The 16276-nt window shown below is 70.2% G+C and carries 14 protein-coding genes; 11 read left to right on the forward strand and 3 right to left on the reverse strand.

What is annotated here, in order from left to right; genetic code table 11:
• The first annotated feature begins 44 nt into the window (after positions 1-44).
• From mqnE to ACFWY6_RS18610, 5 genes are all read left to right on the forward strand, one after another.
• Positions 45-1208, forward strand: coding sequence for an aminofutalosine synthase MqnE (gene mqnE / locus ACFWY6_RS18590; RefSeq protein ID WP_266863526.1), 1164 nt, complete (start codon positions 45-47; stop codon positions 1206-1208).
• Positions 1209-1369: 161 nt separating this feature from the next.
• The gene (locus ACFWY6_RS18595) at positions 1370-1894 is read left to right on the forward strand and encodes a GNAT family N-acetyltransferase (protein WP_384691317.1); all 525 of its coding nucleotides are present in this window, start codon (positions 1370-1372) and stop codon (positions 1892-1894) included.
• A gap of 94 nt (positions 1895-1988) precedes the next feature.
• Positions 1989-2279, forward strand: coding sequence for a DUF4229 domain-containing protein (locus tag ACFWY6_RS18600; RefSeq protein ID WP_360768092.1), 291 nt, complete (start codon positions 1989-1991; stop codon positions 2277-2279).
• 412 nt (positions 2280-2691) lie between these two features.
• Complete coding sequence (locus tag ACFWY6_RS18605) at positions 2692-4053, forward strand: dicarboxylate/amino acid:cation symporter (protein ID WP_384691320.1); 1362 nt, start codon at positions 2692-2694, stop codon at positions 4051-4053.
• A 240-nt stretch (positions 4054-4293) separates the two neighbouring features.
• Complete coding sequence (locus ACFWY6_RS18610) at positions 4294-4941, forward strand: TetR/AcrR family transcriptional regulator (RefSeq protein WP_384691349.1); 648 nt, start codon at positions 4294-4296, stop codon at positions 4939-4941.
• On the opposite strand, the gene ACFWY6_RS18615 is transcribed toward ACFWY6_RS18610, so the two are convergent.
• On the reverse strand, positions 4897-5706 hold the full coding sequence (locus ACFWY6_RS18615; protein ID WP_384691323.1) for a MaoC family dehydratase: 810 nt from the start codon (positions 5704-5706) through the stop codon (positions 4897-4899). The genes ACFWY6_RS18610 and ACFWY6_RS18615 overlap by 45 nt on opposite strands.
• Before the next feature lie 101 nt (positions 5707-5807).
• Positions 5808-7136 (reverse strand): 3-oxoacyl-ACP reductase, encoded by a 1329-nt coding sequence (locus tag ACFWY6_RS18620; RefSeq protein ID WP_384691326.1) that lies wholly within the window; start codon positions 7134-7136, stop codon positions 5808-5810.
• Between the two features lie 72 nt (positions 7137-7208).
• Here ACFWY6_RS18620 and ACFWY6_RS18625 point away from each other — a divergent pair, with 72 nt between their 5' ends.
• The 3 genes from ACFWY6_RS18625 to ACFWY6_RS18635 all read left to right on the forward strand — a co-directional run bounded on the left by ACFWY6_RS18625 (position 7209) and on the right by ACFWY6_RS18635 (position 12204).
• On the forward strand, positions 7209-8486 hold the full coding sequence (locus ACFWY6_RS18625; protein ID WP_384691329.1) for an acetyl-CoA C-acetyltransferase: 1278 nt from the start codon (positions 7209-7211) through the stop codon (positions 8484-8486).
• Positions 8487-8580: 94 nt separating this feature from the next.
• On the forward strand, positions 8581-10482 hold the full coding sequence (locus ACFWY6_RS18630) for an AMP-dependent synthetase/ligase (protein WP_384691331.1): 1902 nt from the start codon (positions 8581-8583) through the stop codon (positions 10480-10482).
• 84 nt (positions 10483-10566) lie between these two features.
• A complete protein-coding gene (locus tag ACFWY6_RS18635) occupies positions 10567-12204 on the forward strand; it encodes an alpha/beta hydrolase (RefSeq protein ID WP_384691334.1) in 1638 nt (545 codons plus the stop codon).
• Positions 12205-12210: 6 nt separating this feature from the next.
• Here the strand turns inward: ACFWY6_RS18635 and ACFWY6_RS18640 are convergent, their stop codons facing one another.
• On the reverse strand, positions 12211-13065 hold the full coding sequence (locus ACFWY6_RS18640) for a helix-turn-helix transcriptional regulator (RefSeq protein WP_360768109.1): 855 nt from the start codon (positions 13063-13065) through the stop codon (positions 12211-12213).
• A 181-nt stretch (positions 13066-13246) separates the two neighbouring features.
• Here ACFWY6_RS18640 and ACFWY6_RS18645 point away from each other — a divergent pair, with 181 nt between their 5' ends.
• The 3 genes from ACFWY6_RS18645 to ACFWY6_RS18655 all read left to right on the forward strand — a co-directional run bounded on the left by ACFWY6_RS18645 (position 13247) and on the right by ACFWY6_RS18655 (position 15907).
• On the forward strand, positions 13247-14659 hold the full coding sequence (locus ACFWY6_RS18645) for an MFS transporter (protein WP_384691337.1): 1413 nt from the start codon (positions 13247-13249) through the stop codon (positions 14657-14659).
• Between the two features lie 43 nt (positions 14660-14702).
• The gene (locus ACFWY6_RS18650) at positions 14703-15362 is read left to right on the forward strand and encodes a DinB family protein (RefSeq protein ID WP_384691340.1); all 660 of its coding nucleotides are present in this window, start codon (positions 14703-14705) and stop codon (positions 15360-15362) included.
• A gap of 116 nt (positions 15363-15478) precedes the next feature.
• Complete coding sequence (locus tag ACFWY6_RS18655) at positions 15479-15907, forward strand: hypothetical protein (protein WP_384691343.1); 429 nt, start codon at positions 15479-15481, stop codon at positions 15905-15907.
• Positions 15908-16276: the final 369 nt, after the last annotated feature.

The following is a 16276-nucleotide window of genomic DNA, read 5'->3' on the forward strand; positions in this document are numbered from 1 at the left end:
TGGGCGAGGCCTGATTTACGTAGACATTGGAGAGGCGGCCGGGTATGGACGCGGGGCTGAAGCGCGAGCTGGAGCAGAAGGTTCGGGCCGGCGAGCGGCTGTCCCGCGAGGACGGCATCGCGCTCTACGCGTCGGACGATCTGGCCTGGCTCGGCGGTCTCGCCCACGAGGTGCGCACCCGCAAGAACGGCGACGTGGTGCACTTCAACGTCAATCGTCACCTCAACATGACGAACGTGTGCACCGCGTCCTGTGCCTACTGCTCGTTCCAGCGCAAGCCGGGCGAGAAGGACGCGTACACGATGCGCATCGAGGAGGCCGTCCGCCTCGCCAAGGCGATGGAGGGCGAGAACCTCACCGAGCTGCACATCGTCAACGGCCTGCACCCGAATCTGCCGTGGCGGTACTACCCGCGTTCGCTGAGCGAGCTCAAGAAGGCGCTCCCCAGCGTCTCCCTGAAGGCGTTCACGGCCACGGAGATCCACCACTTCGAGACGATCTCCGGGATGTCGGCCTCCGACATCCTCGACGAGCTGATCGAGGCGGGCCTCGAGTCCCTCACCGGCGGCGGCGCGGAGATCTTCGACTGGGAAGTGCGTCAGCACATCGTCGACCACCGCACCCACTGGGAGGACTGGTCGCGCATCCACCGCCTCGCGCACGAGAAGGGTCTGAAGACCCCGTGCACGATGCTGTACGGCCACATCGAGGAGCCCCGGCACCGCGTCGACCACGTCCTTCGGCTGCGTGAGCTGCAGGACGAGACGAACGGCTTCCAGGTCTTCATCCCGCTGCGCTACCAGCATGACTTCGTGGACATGAAGGACGGCAAGGTCCGCAACAAGCTCCAGGCGCGTACGACCATGGCGTCCGGCGCGGAGGCCCTGAAGACCTTCGCGGTCTCGCGGCTGCTCTTCGACAACGTCCCGCACGTCAAGGTCTTCTGGGTCATGCACGGCCTGCAGACGACGCAGCTCGCGCTGCAGCACGGCGCGGACGACATGGACGGCTCGGTCGTCGAGTACAAGATCACGCACGACGCGGACGACTTCGGCACGCCGAACAAGCTGACGCGCGAGGACCTCCTCGACCTCATCCGCGAGGCCGGCTTCCGCCCCGTGGAGCGCAACACGCGGTACGAGGCGATCCGTGAGTACGAGGGTCCCGACCTGTCGCTCCGGGAGACCCCGCAGGCGATGCGGGTCTGACCCGTCCATTCTCGAACCGCGTGCGAGCCCCGGCCTCACAAGGCCGGGGCTCGCTGCGTCTGGCAGAGGTCTGCCGGAGGTCTGTCCGAGGTCTGTCCGAGGTCTGTCCGGGATGCGAAATGCGCTTGAGGCGGAGAGTTTGTAATGGTTACTCTCCACTCATGACTCTTACCTTCCGTCTGGACCCGGAGATCGACCCCACCCTCCGCGACGGCGTGCTCGCGCTCTGGGCCGATGTGTCCAACGCCGGCGGCGCGGTCGGTTTCGTACCGCCCGTGACGGTCGAGGACATACGCCCCGAGTGGCTCAAGCGGCTGGCCCAGCTGAGCCAGGGGGAGACCCGGCTGCTCGTCGGGTACGACGAGGACGGCGCCGTCGCCGCGACCGCGTTCCTCGCCTACAACACGCACCGCCTGATGAAGCACTGGATCTGGCTGTACGTCGTGATGGTGCACCCCAAGCACCAGGGCAAGGGCTACGGCCGGGACCTGATGGCCGCCGCGGCCGACGCCGCCCGGGGGATCGACGGCATCGACGCGATCCGGCTGACCTGCCGGGGCGGCACCGGCGTCGACCGCTTCTACGAGTCCTGCGGATACAAGGAGGTCGGGCGGGTGCCCGGCGCCATCCGGGTCGGCCCCGGCGACGACCGCGACGACATCACGATGCTGCTCCCGCTCGGCTGAGGGTTCACCCCCCTGCTGGACGCGGGCCCTCCCGTGCTTCACTGGAGGGGCTCGTCCTACTCGGGCCCATTTCGGAACGGAAGAGTGGATTGACATGCTCCGCTACACGCTGATGCGCCTCGGAATCTTCGTGGGCTGCTTTTTCGCGATCTGGGGACTTGTCTATGCCGGGATCCTGCCGAGGGGTCTCGGGGACTCCAACCTCCTCTGGGTGCTGCTGCTCGCCCTAGTCGTCTCCGCGCCCATCAGCTTCGTGGCGCTGCGCAAGGAGCGTGACCGGGCCTCGGTCCAGGTCGTCGAGCGCGTGGAGCGGACCAAGGCCAGCCTTGAGGCGAACCGCACGCAGGAGGACCTCGCCGACGACGCGGCCCGCGCGCAGTCGTAGCGGCCAGGGACCCCATAAAGGCCCCGTAAGGTTCGTCACACAGATCTCGGCCCCGGTACCGGAGCGATCCGCTCCAGTACCGGGGTTTTGTGCGTTTTGGGAGCCGTTCGGCCTCTGATTGGCCGCCTCTACCTCAAACAAGACCTTTGATGTTCCCAAAGTTCAAGTGTTAACGTGTTCGACATGAAGACAGCAGCCGCGCCCCACGTCCCCATGAGCGTTCCGCTCGTGGCGCGCCTGCATGTCGATCTCTGCCGCTGCATGTCCGCGGCCTGTCGTTGCTGTCGTTGAACAGCGCGAGCGACAAGCATCAAGTGACATCTGCACTGCAGCGGCGCCGTAACGGCCGTTCCGTCTGACCCCTCGCGGTCGCCGCTCCCTCACGTCCCCTGCCATTACCCGGAGTGTGTCCGTGTCCGCGAACTCCCCCGTAGCCGCCGGCGATCAGCCGGAAGAGAAGTCGAAGCCCGGCTTCCGGATACCCAAGTTCCTCAAGGTGCCCTTCTGGGCCCAGATCCTCGGCGGTCTGGTCATCGGCGTCCTGCTCGGCTGGCTCGCCCGCAGCCAGGACGTCTCCTGGCTGGTCACCACCCTGGACAAGGTGGGCGGCACCTTCATCGGGCTGCTGAAGCTGGCGGTCGCCCCGCTCGTCTTCTTCGCCATCCTGGTGTCGATCACCAACCTGCGTAAGGTCAACAACGCGGCCCGGCTCGCCTCGCAGACGCTGGTCTGGTTCATGATCACCTCGCTGATCGCGGTCGTCATCGGCCTCGCGATCGGCCTCATCACGAACCCCGGCGCCGGCACCGGCCTCACCCCGAAGGACGGCGCCAAGCCGGACGAAGCGGGCTCCTGGATCGACTTCCTGACCGGGATCATCCCGACGGACGTCGTCACGCCCTTCACCGACCTGAACGTCCTGCAGATCGTCTTCATGGCCGCCGTCGCCGGTATCGCCGTACTGAAGATCGGTGACAAGGCCCAGCCGATCCTGGACCTGAGCGAGTCGGTCCTGGCTCTCCTCCAGAAGGCCCTGTGGTGGGTCATCAAGCTCTCCCCGATCGGCACCATCGGCCTCATCGGCTTCGCCATCGCCGACTACGGCTGGGACCTGATCTCCAAGTACGCGACGTTCACCGCCGACATCTACATCGGCTGCGCCCTGGTGATGTTCGGCGTCTACCCGCTGCTGCTCGCGTTCGTCGCCAAGGTCAACCCAATGCAGTTCTTCAAGGGCGCCTGGCCCGCGATCCAGCTGGCCTTCGTCTCCCGCTCCTCGGTCGGCACCATGCCGGTCACCCAGAAGGTCACCGAGCGCCTCGGCGTCCCGAAGGAGTACACGTCCTTCGCCGTGCCCTTCGGCGCGACCACCAAGATGGACGGCTGCGCCGCGATCTACCCGGCGATCGCCGCGATCTTCGTCGCGCAGATCTTCGACGTGCAGATGGGCATCAAGGAGTACCTGCTCATCGCCTTCGTGTCGGTCGTCGGCTCCGCCGCCACCGCCGGTCTGACGGGCGCCACGGTCATGCTGACCCTGACCCTGTCGACGCTGGGCCTCCCGATGGAGGGCGTGGGCCTGCTGCTCGCCATCGACCCGGTGCTGGACATGATGCGAACTGCCACGAACGTGGCAGGTCAGGCGCTGGTGCCGGTGATCGTCGCGGCCCGCGAGAAGATCCTCGACCGTGAGGCCTACGAGAACGCGTCGGCATCGCCGCTCGACGCGTTCGACGGGGCCGACGAGCCGCAGGCGGTTCCCGCAGCCGCCTGATCTCCCCCGGCTCGTTCCCTCTGCCGCGCCCCGTTCCCGGATCTTTCCGGGGGCGGGGCGCGGTGGTCGTCGGGGGCTGACCGTAGGCTGGGCCGTCTGTGCACAAGTTGTGTGGAAGGCGGGCGGCCGGGGGTGGGCGAAGTGAAGGCCGGGGTGGCCGGAGGTGCCGGGGTGGCCGGTGGGGGCGGGGCTTCCGGAGCGGCCGCGGCTTCCGGGGCGGTCGGGAAGCGGCAGAAGCGGATGCCGCGGGCGGTGCGGGAGCAGCAGATGCTGGATGCCGCCGTGCGGATCTTCGGGCAGCGTGGCTACCGTGCCGCGTCCATGGACGAGATCGCGGAGGTCGCCGGGGTCTCGAAGCCGCTCGTCTATCTCTATCTGAACTCCAAGGAAGAGCTGTTCACGGCGTGCATCCGGCGGGAGGCGGCGGCGCTGGTCGCCGCCGTGCGGCGCGGGGTGAGCGGCGGCGGGCCCCCCCACCGGCACCAGTGGGGCGGGCTGCGGGCCTTATTAAACCACACCCCGGGCCGGCCCGACGCGTGGGTGGTGCTGCACAACCAGGCGCGGACGCAAGGGGAGCCGTTCGCGGCCGAAGTCGCCGTCATGCGCGAGGAGATCCTCGCCTTTGTGACGTCCCTGATCGCCGAGGCGGCGCGGGAGGCGCACGGGAATCCGGCCCTGGCCGAGCGTGAAGTGGCGGGGCTCGCCCAGGCGTTGGTGGGCGCGGCGGAGTCGCTGGCCGGCTGGGCCAACGAGGACGCCTCCGTCTCCGCGAAGGAGGCCGCGGCGACGCTGATGAACTTTGCCTGGGCGGGTCTTGGGGATCTGATGCGGGGGCGCCGGTGGTCACCCGGTGCCGGTGAGGTGGACGGTCCCGGTGGGGGAGCGTAGTTCGAAGGCGGGGCCTTCGGCGGCGTAGATGACCGTGCCGGGGAGGAGTACGGGGGCCTTGAACTCGGCGCGTACGTGCCGGGGGTGGGTGTCCGTTTGCCGCTCGGCGAGGCAGCGGGCGAACGTCCACATGCCGTGGGCTATGGCTCGGGGGAAGCCGAGGGCGCGGGCGGTCAGCGCGTACAGGTGGATGGGGTTGCGGTCGCCCGTGGCGGCGGCGTAGCGGCGGCCGAGGTCTGGGGGGAGCTGCCATTCGGCTCGGGTGGGGAGGGGTGTGGTGTCGGCCGCCTGTGGGGTGTTGCTCCTGCTGCTGGTCTTGTGCCGGGCCAGGTAGGTGCTGGTGGACGCCCAGACTGCCGTGCCGTCCGTGGCGCGTGCCTCGGTGACGACGGTGGCCTCGGTGCCGCGGCGGTGGGCGCTCAACTTGGCCGCGTGTACGCCGATTCCGAGCTCCTCGGTGGGGCTGAGGGGCCGCTCCTGTGTGATCTCGATGGACGTGTGGACGAGGCCGAGGAGGGGGAGCGGGAAGGCCTGGGTGCTCATGATCCTCATGGCGAGGGGGAAGCCGAGGATGTGCGGATACGTGAGGGGGAGGGCGGCGTCGTGGGCGTCGTCATATCCGCAGAGGTTCGCGTAGCGGGTGAGGTGGCGGGGGTCGGGGCGGGCTGCGGGGCGGGTGCGGGGCGTGGTGTCGAGCGGGGCGTCTGGGCGGGGGCGCTTGAAGGGGGAGAGGAGGGCGCCGCGCAGGAGTTGGGGGGCGAGCATGGGGGTCCTTGTCTGGTGGTGTGGTTCCGCCGCCTCCCCCACCCACCCCGGCAAGTCGCCCCGCTGCCGGGCAATCGGGCGGGTGGGCGGGGGAGGCCTGTTCATGCTCCCAGCAGGGACTGGCCGCAGACCCGGATTACCTGGCCGTTCACTCCGCCGGAGGCCGCGCCGGACAGCCATGCCGTAGTCTCCGCCACGTCCACCGGAAGGCCCCCCTGCGCAAGGGAGTTCATGCGCCGCCCCGCCTCCCGGATGAGGAGAGGGACCGCCGCCGTCATCTTCGTCTCGATGAAGCCGGGGGCCACCGCGTTCACCGTCACCCCGTACTCCGCGAGAGCCCGGGGCGCGAGCGAGCGGACGAGGCCGATGATGCCCGCCTTGCTCGCCGCGTAGTTCGTCTGGCCGACGTTCCCCGCGATCCCGGCGATCGACGCCGTGGCGACCACGCTCCCGCCCCGCTTCAGCGTCCCGGACGACAGCAGCGCGTCCGTCGTTCGCAGCACGCTTGTGAGGTTGACGTCCAGGACCGGGTCCCAGCGGTCCGCCGCCATGTTCGCCAGCTTGCGGTCCCGCGTGATGCCCGCGTTGTGGATCAGTACGTCGAGGCCGCCCCCGGCGGACGCGGACACCGCCGCCGCGATGCGTTCGCCCGCGTCGTCCGCCGTGATGTCCAGCGGCAGTGCCGTACCGCCGAGCCGGTCCGCCACCCGCACCAACTCCGCCTGGGCGGAAGGGACATCCAGGACGACGACGTGCGCGCCGTCCCTGGCCAGGACCTCCGCCACCGCCTCGCCGATGCCCCGCGCCGCCCCCGTGACCAGCGCCGTGCGGCCGGCCAGCGGGCGGTCCCAGTCGCAGGGGGCGGGCTCGGCGTCCCCGACCTCGATCACCTGGCCGCTGACATACGCCGACCTCGGCGAGAGGAGGAAGCGGAGGGTCGACTCCGCCGCCGACGCCGAGCGGATGCGGACGAGGGTCGCGGTGCGGCACCTGCCCAGCTCCTTGCCCAGTGAACGTACAAAGCCTTCCAATGCTTGCTGCGCTGCCGCTTGGTGGTGGTCGGAGGCCGAGACCGGTGCGCCGATGACGACGATGCGGCCGTTCGCCGCCACCTGTCGCACGACCGGGTGCAGCGCCGCGTGGACCTGGGCCAGGCCCGGAGTGTCCGACAGCGCCGTCGCGTCGAGAACGACCGCCGACACGTGCCGGGCGTCGGTCGCGGTGACTTCCTTCAGGCCGGTACGGGCCAGGATCTCCGCCAGGGTCGAGGTGTGCTGCGAATCGCCCGCCGTCAGGTGCAGCAACTCGCCCTCCAGCGTGGGGTGTTCGGCTGACCAGCGGCGCAGCGGCGCCGGCTGGGGGAGGCCGAGCCTGCGGGTGAGGAAGCGGCCGGGTGCGGTGCCCGTGAAGTTCAGATAGCGGTCGGCCATTGTCCAACTCCCAGCTCGGTCGTAAATTTACTTCGGAGTAAGGTTACTCAAGGGTCAGGAGCTGGTCGAGACATGAATCTGCCCACCACCCGCCGCGTGGCGGTCATCGGCGGCAGCCGTATCCCCTTCGCGCGCTCCGACGGCCCGTACGCGACCGCCTCCAACCAGGAGATGCTGACCGCCGCCGTCGACGGGCTCGTCGAGCGGTATGGGCTCGAAGGGGACGGCGCCGTAGAGGAGTTCGTCGCCGGCGCCGTGCTCAAGCACAGCCGGGACTTCAATCTCGCCCGCGAGACCGTCCTCGGCTCGCGGCTCGCGCCGACCACTCCCGCGTACGACATCCAGCAGGCCTGCGGCACCGGGCTGCAAGCCGTCATCGCCGCCGCCAACAAGATCGCGCTGGGGCAGACGGAGTCCGCAGTGGCGGGCGGCGCCGACACCGCGAGCGACGCGCCGCTCGGCGTCAACGACTCCCTGCGCAAGATCCTGCTGGCCGCGCGGCGGGCGAAGACGGCCGGGGCGAGGGTGAAGGCTCTTGCCGGGATCCGCCCCGGGCATCTCGTGCCGGACATTCCCCGCAACGCCGAGCCCCGTACCGGCCTTTCGATGGGCGAGCACGCCGCCGTCACCGCGCAGGCGTGGGGCGTCTCGCGGGCCGCCCAGGACGAACTGGCCGCCGCCAGCCATCAGCGGCTCGCCGCGGCGTACGAGCGCGGCTTTCTGGAGGGGCTCGTTGTTCCCTTCCGTGGGCTTGAGCGGGACCAGAATCTGCGGCCGGGGTCCACCGCGGAGAAGCTGGCGGCGTTGCGGCCGGTCTTCGGGGTGAAGGGGGCCAACCCGACGATGACCGCCGGGAATTCGACTCCTCTGACGGACGGGGCGGCTGTCGCGCTGCTCGCGAGTGAGGAATGGGCGGGGGAGCGGGGTCTGGATCCGCTGGCGTATCTGACCGCCTGTGAGACGGCCGCGGTGGATTTCGTGGGGGGTGATGTCGTCGGGGGTGAGGACGGGTTGTTGATGGCGCCTGCTTACGCCGTGCCGCGGATGCTGGAGCGGGTGGGGCTCGGGCTCGCCGACTTCGACTTCGTCGAGATTCACGAGGCGTTCGCCTCGCAGGTGCTCGCGACGCTGGCCGCGTGGGAGAAGGCGGGCCTTGGGGCGGTGGACCGCGGGCGACTCAACGTCGCCGGGTCGTCGCTGGCGACGGGGCATCCCTTTGCGGCCACGGGGGCGCGGATCGTCGCCACGCTGGCGAAGCTGCTGGCGGAACGGGGGGCTCCTGGGCGGGGGTTGATCTCGATCTGCGCGGCGGGTGGGCAGGGGGTGACGGCCGTTCTCGAGCGCGGCTAGTCAAGACCGCCGCTTCGCGGCGGATCTTTCCCGCCCACCCACCCGATTGCCCGGCATCGTCCACCTCCCGCCCCAGACATCGGAGCCGCCACCCATGTCCCCCACCCCCCAACCCGCCCTCGTACCACCCCACATACGCGCCCTCGACGGAGTCGTGCGCGAAGCCGTCACGCCCCCCTTCGCCGCCCCCGTGGCCACCGGCTCCCTCGCCGACATCCCCTTCGACAACGCCCGAGAGGCCCCCGCCGAAGCCGTCCTCTCCCGGAAGGGAAGCGACGGCCGCTGGCGGGACGTCAGCGCCGGTGACTTCGCCGATGAGGTCCTCGCCGTGGCGAAAGGGCTCATCGCGGAGGGCCTCGCCCCGGGCGACCGCCTCGCGATCATGGCGCGTACGACGTACGAGTGGACGCTCCTCGACTTCGCCGCCTGGGCGGCCGGGCTCGTCACCGTGCCGGTGTATCCGACCTCCTCCGCCTACCAGACCCGGTGGATCGTCCAGGACTCCGGAGCCGTCGCCCTCGCCGCCGAGACCGCCGAACTCGCCTCGTCGCTCGGCCCGGAGCGCGACCGGATGCCGGGCCTCGAGCACCTGTGGTCCTTCGAGAAGGGCGACGTCCGGCGCCTCGCCGAACTCGGACGCGGCAGCGACATCTCCGACGGCGAAGTCCACGGTCGGAGAGGGGAGTTGAGGCCCAGCGACATCGCCACCCTCATCTACACTTCCGGCACCACCGGGCGGCCCAAGGGCTGCGTCCTGACCCACGGCAACTTCTTCGCCGAGGTGGACAACGCCATCGAGCTGCTGCATCCCGTCTTCAAGTCGGTCAGCAAGGAGCCCGCCTCCACGCTGCTCTTCCTGCCGCTCTCCCATGTCTTCGGGCGGATGGTCGCCATCGGCTGCCTGCGCGCCCGCGTGCGGCTCGGGCACGCGCCGAGCATCCAGACCGAGGATCTGCTGCGAGACCTGGGGAGTTTCCGGCCGACATTCCTCCTCGCCATTCCTTACGTCCTGGAGAAGGTCTTCAACACCGGGCGTGCCACCGCCGAGAAGATGGGGCGCGCCGCGTCCTTCGACCGTGCGGCGCGTATCGCGGTGCGGTACGGGGAAGCCGTCGAGGCGGCGCAGCACGGCACAGGCCCCGGGCCGGCGTTCGGGCTGCGGGCGGCCCGTGCGCTGTACGACCCGCTGGTCTACCGGCGGATCCGCGCCGCGCTCGGCGGCAAGGTGCGGTACGCGATCTGCGGCGGCTCACCGCTCGGGCGCCGGCTCGCCGCCTTCTACGCGGGGGCCGGCATCGAGATCTTCGAGGGGTACGGGCTGACCGAGACCACCGCGGCGGCGACCGTGACACCGCCGCTGAAGCCGCGCCTGGGGACGGTCGGCTGGCCGCTGCCCGGCACGAAGGTGCGGATCGCGGACGACGGGGAGGTGCTGCTCGCCGGCGGGCAGGTCTTCGCGGGGTACTGGGACGGGCGCAGGGGGTGTGCGGTGCCTTCCGGGCGGGATTGGTTCGCCACCGGGGACGTCGGCGAGCTCGACGCCGACGGGTATCTCTCGATCACCGGGAGGAAGAAGGACCTGCTCATCACGACGGGCGGCAAGAACGTCGCCCCCGCCCCGCTGGAGGACTGGCTGCGCGCCCATCCGCTGGTCGGCCAGTGCATGGTCCTCGGGGACGCCCGGCCGTACATCACCGCCCTGATCACGCTCGAAGCGGACGGCATCGCGCACTGGTGTCGTATGAAGAAGAAGGAGCCGGGGACGACGCCGGCCGATCTTGTCGATGACGCCGAGTTGCGGGAGACCCTGCAGCGTGCCGTCGACGAGGCCAACAAGCTCGTGTCCCGCGCCGAGTCCATCCGGCGGTTCACCGTCCTGCCCGTGGATTTCACGGAGGAGAGCGGTCATCTCACGCCGTCCCTGAAGCTGCGGCGGGCCGCCGTAGAGCGTGACTTCGCCGCGGAGATCGAAGAGCTATACGGACACGGTCGGTAGTCGTCGTCACTGGCTGTGAGCTGGACGGGCGGGGCCGGACCGGCGCGCTTAGGGTGATCGAGGGGCAGACCCTGGGAGGTTGCCGTGCGCAGAGCTGTTGCGCTCGCCGGCGTCACCGCGCTGGCCGTCATGGGGACAGGAATAGGACTGCCGGGCATCGGAGCGGCGGCCACCGCCGCTGCCGCCGCTGTCGGGGAGTCCCCGTCGCCCGATCAGCGGCCCGATCTCTCCCGGTACTACACCCAGAAGATCAAGTGGGGTGACTGCGAAGGGGAGGGGGAGGGGCTCGCCACCGAGGGTCCCGCCACCCCGGCTCCCGCGAAGGACGAAGTGCAGTGCGGCAAGATCACCGTCCCGCTCGACTACGCACAGCCCAAGCGCGGCAAGGTCGACCTCGCCATGGTCCGCATCAAGTCCAGCGGCGACAAGCGCGGTTCGCTGCTGCTCAACTTCGGGGGGCCCGGCGGTGCGGGGGTCTCCGGACTGCTCGCGTCGCAGAAGGAGTTCGCGTATCTCGGCAAGGGGTACGACGTCGTCTCCTTCGACCCGCGCGGTGTGGGCCAGAGTTCGCCCGTGACCTGCGGCGACGCCGATGCCGAAGATCCGACGGCGGCCGAGGATCCCGACGAGGACCCCGGTGTCCTGCTCGACGAGGTGAAGAAGATCTCCGACAAGTGCGCCAAGGAGTCCGGCCCCGTTCTTCCGTACGTCGGCACCATCAACGTCTCGCGCGACATGGACGTCATGCGGCAGGCTCTCGGCGACAAGAAGCTCAACTATCTGGGCTTCTCCTACGGGACGCGGCTCGGCTCCGTCTACGCCGCCCAGTTCCCCAAGAAGGTCGGGCGGATGGTCCTCGACGGCGTGGACACCCTGACGGAACCGGTCGCAGAGCAGGCCCTGGTGAGCGCGGAGGGGCGTCAGACCGCCCTCGACAACTTCCTCAACTGGTGTACGGACAACCCGGGTTGTGTCTTCGGCACGGATTCACGGGCCGCGCGCGAGCACATGGCCGAGCTGATCCGGGGGCTTGACAAGTATCCGCTGCAGTCCACGGACGGCGCGGAGTTCACCGGTCAGGACGTCGTGGACGTACTGGGACAGGCGCTCTACAGCAGGCAGTCGTGGCCCGCCCTCTCGCAGGCGCTGGGCGCGCTCCTCGCCGACGGCGATCCTCGGGCGCTGCTGCGGATGAGCGGGGCGATGGCCCAGCAGCCGCCGGGTCTGAAGCCGGATCTGAAGCCGGGCCCGAAAGATCTGACGGAGGACATTCCCCTCGACAACATGGCCGCCGCGCTCATGGCCGTGAACTGCGCGGACGACCCCGACCGGCCGGACGCGGACAGCATCGAGAAGGAAGTCGCCAAGCTCCAGAAGGAGTTCGCGTCGACGTCCGCCATCTTCGGGAAGTCGATGCTGACGCCGGTGCTCTTCTGCTTCGGGCGGCCCCCCGGCACGGACTACATCCGTGACGAGGTACGCGATCTGAAGAGCCCCGACTTCCTGCTCGTCGGCACGCGGGGCGACCCGGCGACCCCGTACCGCTGGACCGAGGAGACGGCCGAGCGGCTCGGGTCGCATGCCATCGTCCTGGACAACAAGGGGGACGGGCACACCGGTTACGCGGGGTCCAAGTGCGTACGGGAGAAGGTGGACGGGTTCCTGTTGTACGGGGAGATGCCGAGGAACGGGAGTTCTTGCGGGGCGGACGAGGAGGACTGACGCCGTTCAGTGAGTGCGGGACGCCGACTCCAGGCGCAGCATGGCCTCCTCGTCCGGGGTACCGGGCGCCGCCTGGTAAGTGATGAGCCGCTGCCCGCCCGTACGGGCAAGCTGCATCGCCTCGAACGTGAGCGTCATCCGCCCCGTCTTGGGATGCGCGAAGGTCTTCCTCCCTCCGCCACGCTCCCGCACGTCATACCGCTCCCAGAGCCGCGCGAAGTCCGGTGATTTCAGGAGCAGTTCACCGACGAGCGCGGCCAGCTGCGGTGAGTCCGGGTCGAGTCCGCCGATCGCCCGCAGATGCGCGACCGACGTCGCGAGGGTCTGCTCCCGGGGGATGTAGAGCTCGCTGCCCACGGGGTGCAGGAACACATAGCGGGTGAGGTTGCGCTGGGCCGGGGCGTAGTCGTCCCACAGGCCGGGGAAGAGCGCGCGGCCCGGCGGGTTCGCGGCGAGTACGTAGTTGTGACGGTTGACGACGTACGCGGGCAGCGGCCGCAGGGCTTCGAGCATCCGGAGGACCGATTCCCGCACGGTGTTGTCGTCGGTGGGGCGCGGTTCCGTCACGCGCCCCGATGCCAGCTCGGCCAGGTCGTGCAGGCGCTCGTGGGCGTCGCCGCCGAGGCGCAGAGTGCGGGCCAGGGAGTCGATGACGGCCGGGGACGGGTTCGTCTCGCGGCCGCGTTCCAGGCGGGTGTAGTAGTCGACGCTGACCCCGGCGAGGGTCGCGAGCTCCTCGCGGCGGAGGCCCGGGGTGCGGCGAAGTCCGGTGCCGGCCGGGAGGCCCGCGTCCGCGGGGGTGATCTGCGCCCGCCGCGCGCGGAGGTATCTGCCGAGTTCCGTTCCTTCTGCCGGTGCCATTTCTCCATTGTCGCCGGTGGGGGGTCGGCCTGGGGGGCCGTGTCAGGGCCTGGAACGTTGCGGTCTGTCGGGGCGGCGGGACTTGGCGGAGTCTTGGCGGGGCCCGGGGGGTGCAGGTTCCCCGCGCTCCGAACTGCCTTTCTCGCCCACCCGCCCGATTGCCCCGCAGGAGCCATCGACCATGTCGACGCCAAGCGTCACCGCCGCCCCCGCCGCCACCGAGCCCCAGCCCATGCCCCGCAGGCATGCGACCCTCGCCCCCCTCCTCGCCTCCCTCCTCGGTTTCACCGTCATCAGCATCGACGTGTCCGCCGTGAACATCGCGCTGCCCGACATCCGTTCCTCCCTGCACGGCGGCATGGCGGGGCTCCAGTGGGTCGTGGACGGGTACACGCTGATGTTCGCCGCGCTGATGCTCTCCGCGGGGGCCCTCGCCGACCGGGCGGGGGCGCGCCGGGCCTACGTCTGGGGAGTCGCGCTCTTCACCCTCGCCTCGCTCGCCTGCGCCCTGGCCCCCGGCATCGGCGCCCTCATCGCCGCGCGTGTGGCGCAGGGCGGGGCGGCGGCCGTAGTGCTGCCCGCATCCCTCTCGCTGATCCGGCAGGCGTACGACGATCCGCGCCGCCGGGCCCGCGCCATCGCGATGTGGACGGTGGGCGGTTCCGTCGCCATGGCCGCGGGTCCGGTACTCGGCGGCGTACTCACGGAAGTGGCCGGCTGGCGTGCGGTGTTCCTCCTCAACTTGCCCATCGGGGCGTTGATCATCGCCCTGCTCACCCGCACCGCCCCGTCCCCGAGCCGTCCCGCGCCCCTCGACCTCGCCGGTCAGGCCACCGCGGTGCTCGCCCTCGCCGGCCTCGCGTTCGCCGTGATCGAGGGCGGGCACCTGGGCTGGACCAGCGCGCCGGTGCTTGGCGCGGCCGCCCTCGCGGTCGTGGCGGGCTCTGCCTTCCACGCCGCGGAGAAGCGGCACCGGGCGCCGATGGTGCCGCTCGCCATGCTGCGGCAGCGGCAGGTCGGCGTCTCGCTGGCCATCGGCTTCGCCCTCAACGCCGGGTTCTACGGGATCATCTTCATGCTGGGCCTGTACTACCAGGAGCTGCGCGGGATGTCGGGGATCGGCGCCGGGCTGATGTTCGTGCCCCTGGCGGCCGTCATCACGTCGACGAACCTCCTCTCCCCACCCATGGCCGAGCGGTTCGGCCGCCGCTGGGTGATCGTGATCGGGCAGGCGGTGATGGTCCTGGCGATGTTCGCCGTCATCCCGCTGGACGCGGACACCCCGCTCTGGCTCGTCCTCGTCCTGCTCGTCCCCACCGGCATGGGCGGCGCGTTCGCGGTCCCCGCGCTGACCGCCCTGCTGATGGACGCGGTCCCCGCCGAGCGTGCGGGCACGGCGTCCGGACTGCTCAACTCCCTTCGCCAGACGGGCGGGGCGATGTCGGTCGCCCTGTTCGGCGTGCTCCTGGCGTCGGACGCCGGCGGGACGGGCTTCTCGCTCACGGGGATGCGGGAATCCCTGCTCGCGGTGGGGCTGCTGCTGTGCGCGACGACGGCGCTGTCGGCGTGGCTGCTGCCGAGGGACGGGCGCTGAAAGTCGGTGGGGTTCCGGGTCACGCGCGACTAGCGTGCCCCGCATGCGCCGAGAAGCCGAACAAGATGCCGCAACGCCAGGACCCGTCACCGCCGATGACCTGGACCGCTCCATCCAGCTGGCCCTCGCCACCCTCCGCGGGGCTCCTGCGGAGGCCTGGCACGGAAAGGCGGGCACGCTGCGGTGGACCTGCTGGGAGACGGTCGAGCACCTGAGCGACGACTACTTCGCGTACGCCGCTCAACTGGGCCCGCGTAACCCGTCCTTGGACGGCCCCGTCCCCTTCGTCTGGGAGCCGCGCCAGACGGACGGCCCGTGGAACGCCATCCACGCGGACCGTGAGTCGGGTCCGGAGGGCCTGCTCCAGGTCCTGGAGTCGACGGGCGCGATGCTCACCGCGATGGTGCGTACGGCGCCGCCGGAACTCCGCTCGTTTCATGGCTTCGGGGTCTCGGATCCGGAGGGCTTCGCGGCGATGGGCATCGTGGAAACGGTGGTCCATACGTACGACTTGGCCGAGGGCCTCGGTCTGGAGTGGGAGCCGCCGGCGGACGTGTGCGAGCGGGTCCTGCACCGGTTGTTCCGCGACGTTCCTTCGGGTTCGGAACCTTGGGCGACGCTGCTGTGGGCGACGGGGCGCGGGGAGCTGCCGGGGGAGGAGCGGCGTGCGTCGTGGCGGTGGTACGGGGAGGTGCGGGGGTAGCCAGGTCTGCGGGCCCGTTCGCCAACAAGCCGGTGACAGCAGCTTGTTGGTGAACTGTTGGGTGGTCCGGCGAAGATCCTTCCTGTTACGCATCTCGACAACAGAAGGAATCACGCATGCGCATACCCCGCCGGGCAGCCGCCGTCCTGAGCTGCGCTCTTCTCGCCTCGGCCGGTGTCGGTCTGTCCTCCTCCTCCGCTTCCGCAGCGGGCGGAGTCACCTTCAAGACGGAGAGGTACAGCAACGGGGTGGAGATCACCGCCTACAGCGGGAGCACGAGGATCGGCTACACCGGCTGGCGCAAGGACTACAACCAGGGTTACCCGGGCGACACGCTGTGCGTCGGTGACAATCGGCGCGACGCCAAGAATGTGACCGGTTGGGCCAGCACCGGCAAGCACAAGGTGAAGTCGGCGGGACACACTGCTCCGTTCCGCAAGTGCGTCACGAAGAACGTGCCGGAGAACCGTACGTACAAGATCAAGATGTGCGTGAACTCGTCGAGCTCGCAGTGGTGCTCGAAGGCTGTGCGGGTTACTTCGTAGAGCGCAGGTAGGGGCGGGGGCGTTGCTGGGCCTGTGGCTTTGATTGGCGCCGGGGCCGCCCGGTTGTCCCGAGGTTGGCGGTTCCGGGCCGGGTGTAAAGGGCGCTCCGCTGCGCTGCGCGTCGGCTGCGCCGATTCCGCTTCGCTTCACCCTTGACACCCGTCCCTCCACCGCGAGAAGCGTGATGACCGGGCGGCCCGGGAAGCGGGGCTCTCGGGGACGGCGGGGATGGGTCATCCGGCTTTCCTGCCGGGTGCGGACTTGTTCGTAGCAGCGCTGCCCGGTGAAGGGGTGGGAGGGGTGCGCGGCCGGTCCGGGGATGGGTGCCTGTTTCGTCAAGCGTCTACCGACCGGCCCCGGCCGAGAGGT

This window comes from Streptomyces sp. NPDC059037, assembly GCF_042740015.1.
GTDB lineage: Bacteria > Actinomycetota > Actinomycetes > Streptomycetales > Streptomycetaceae > Streptomyces.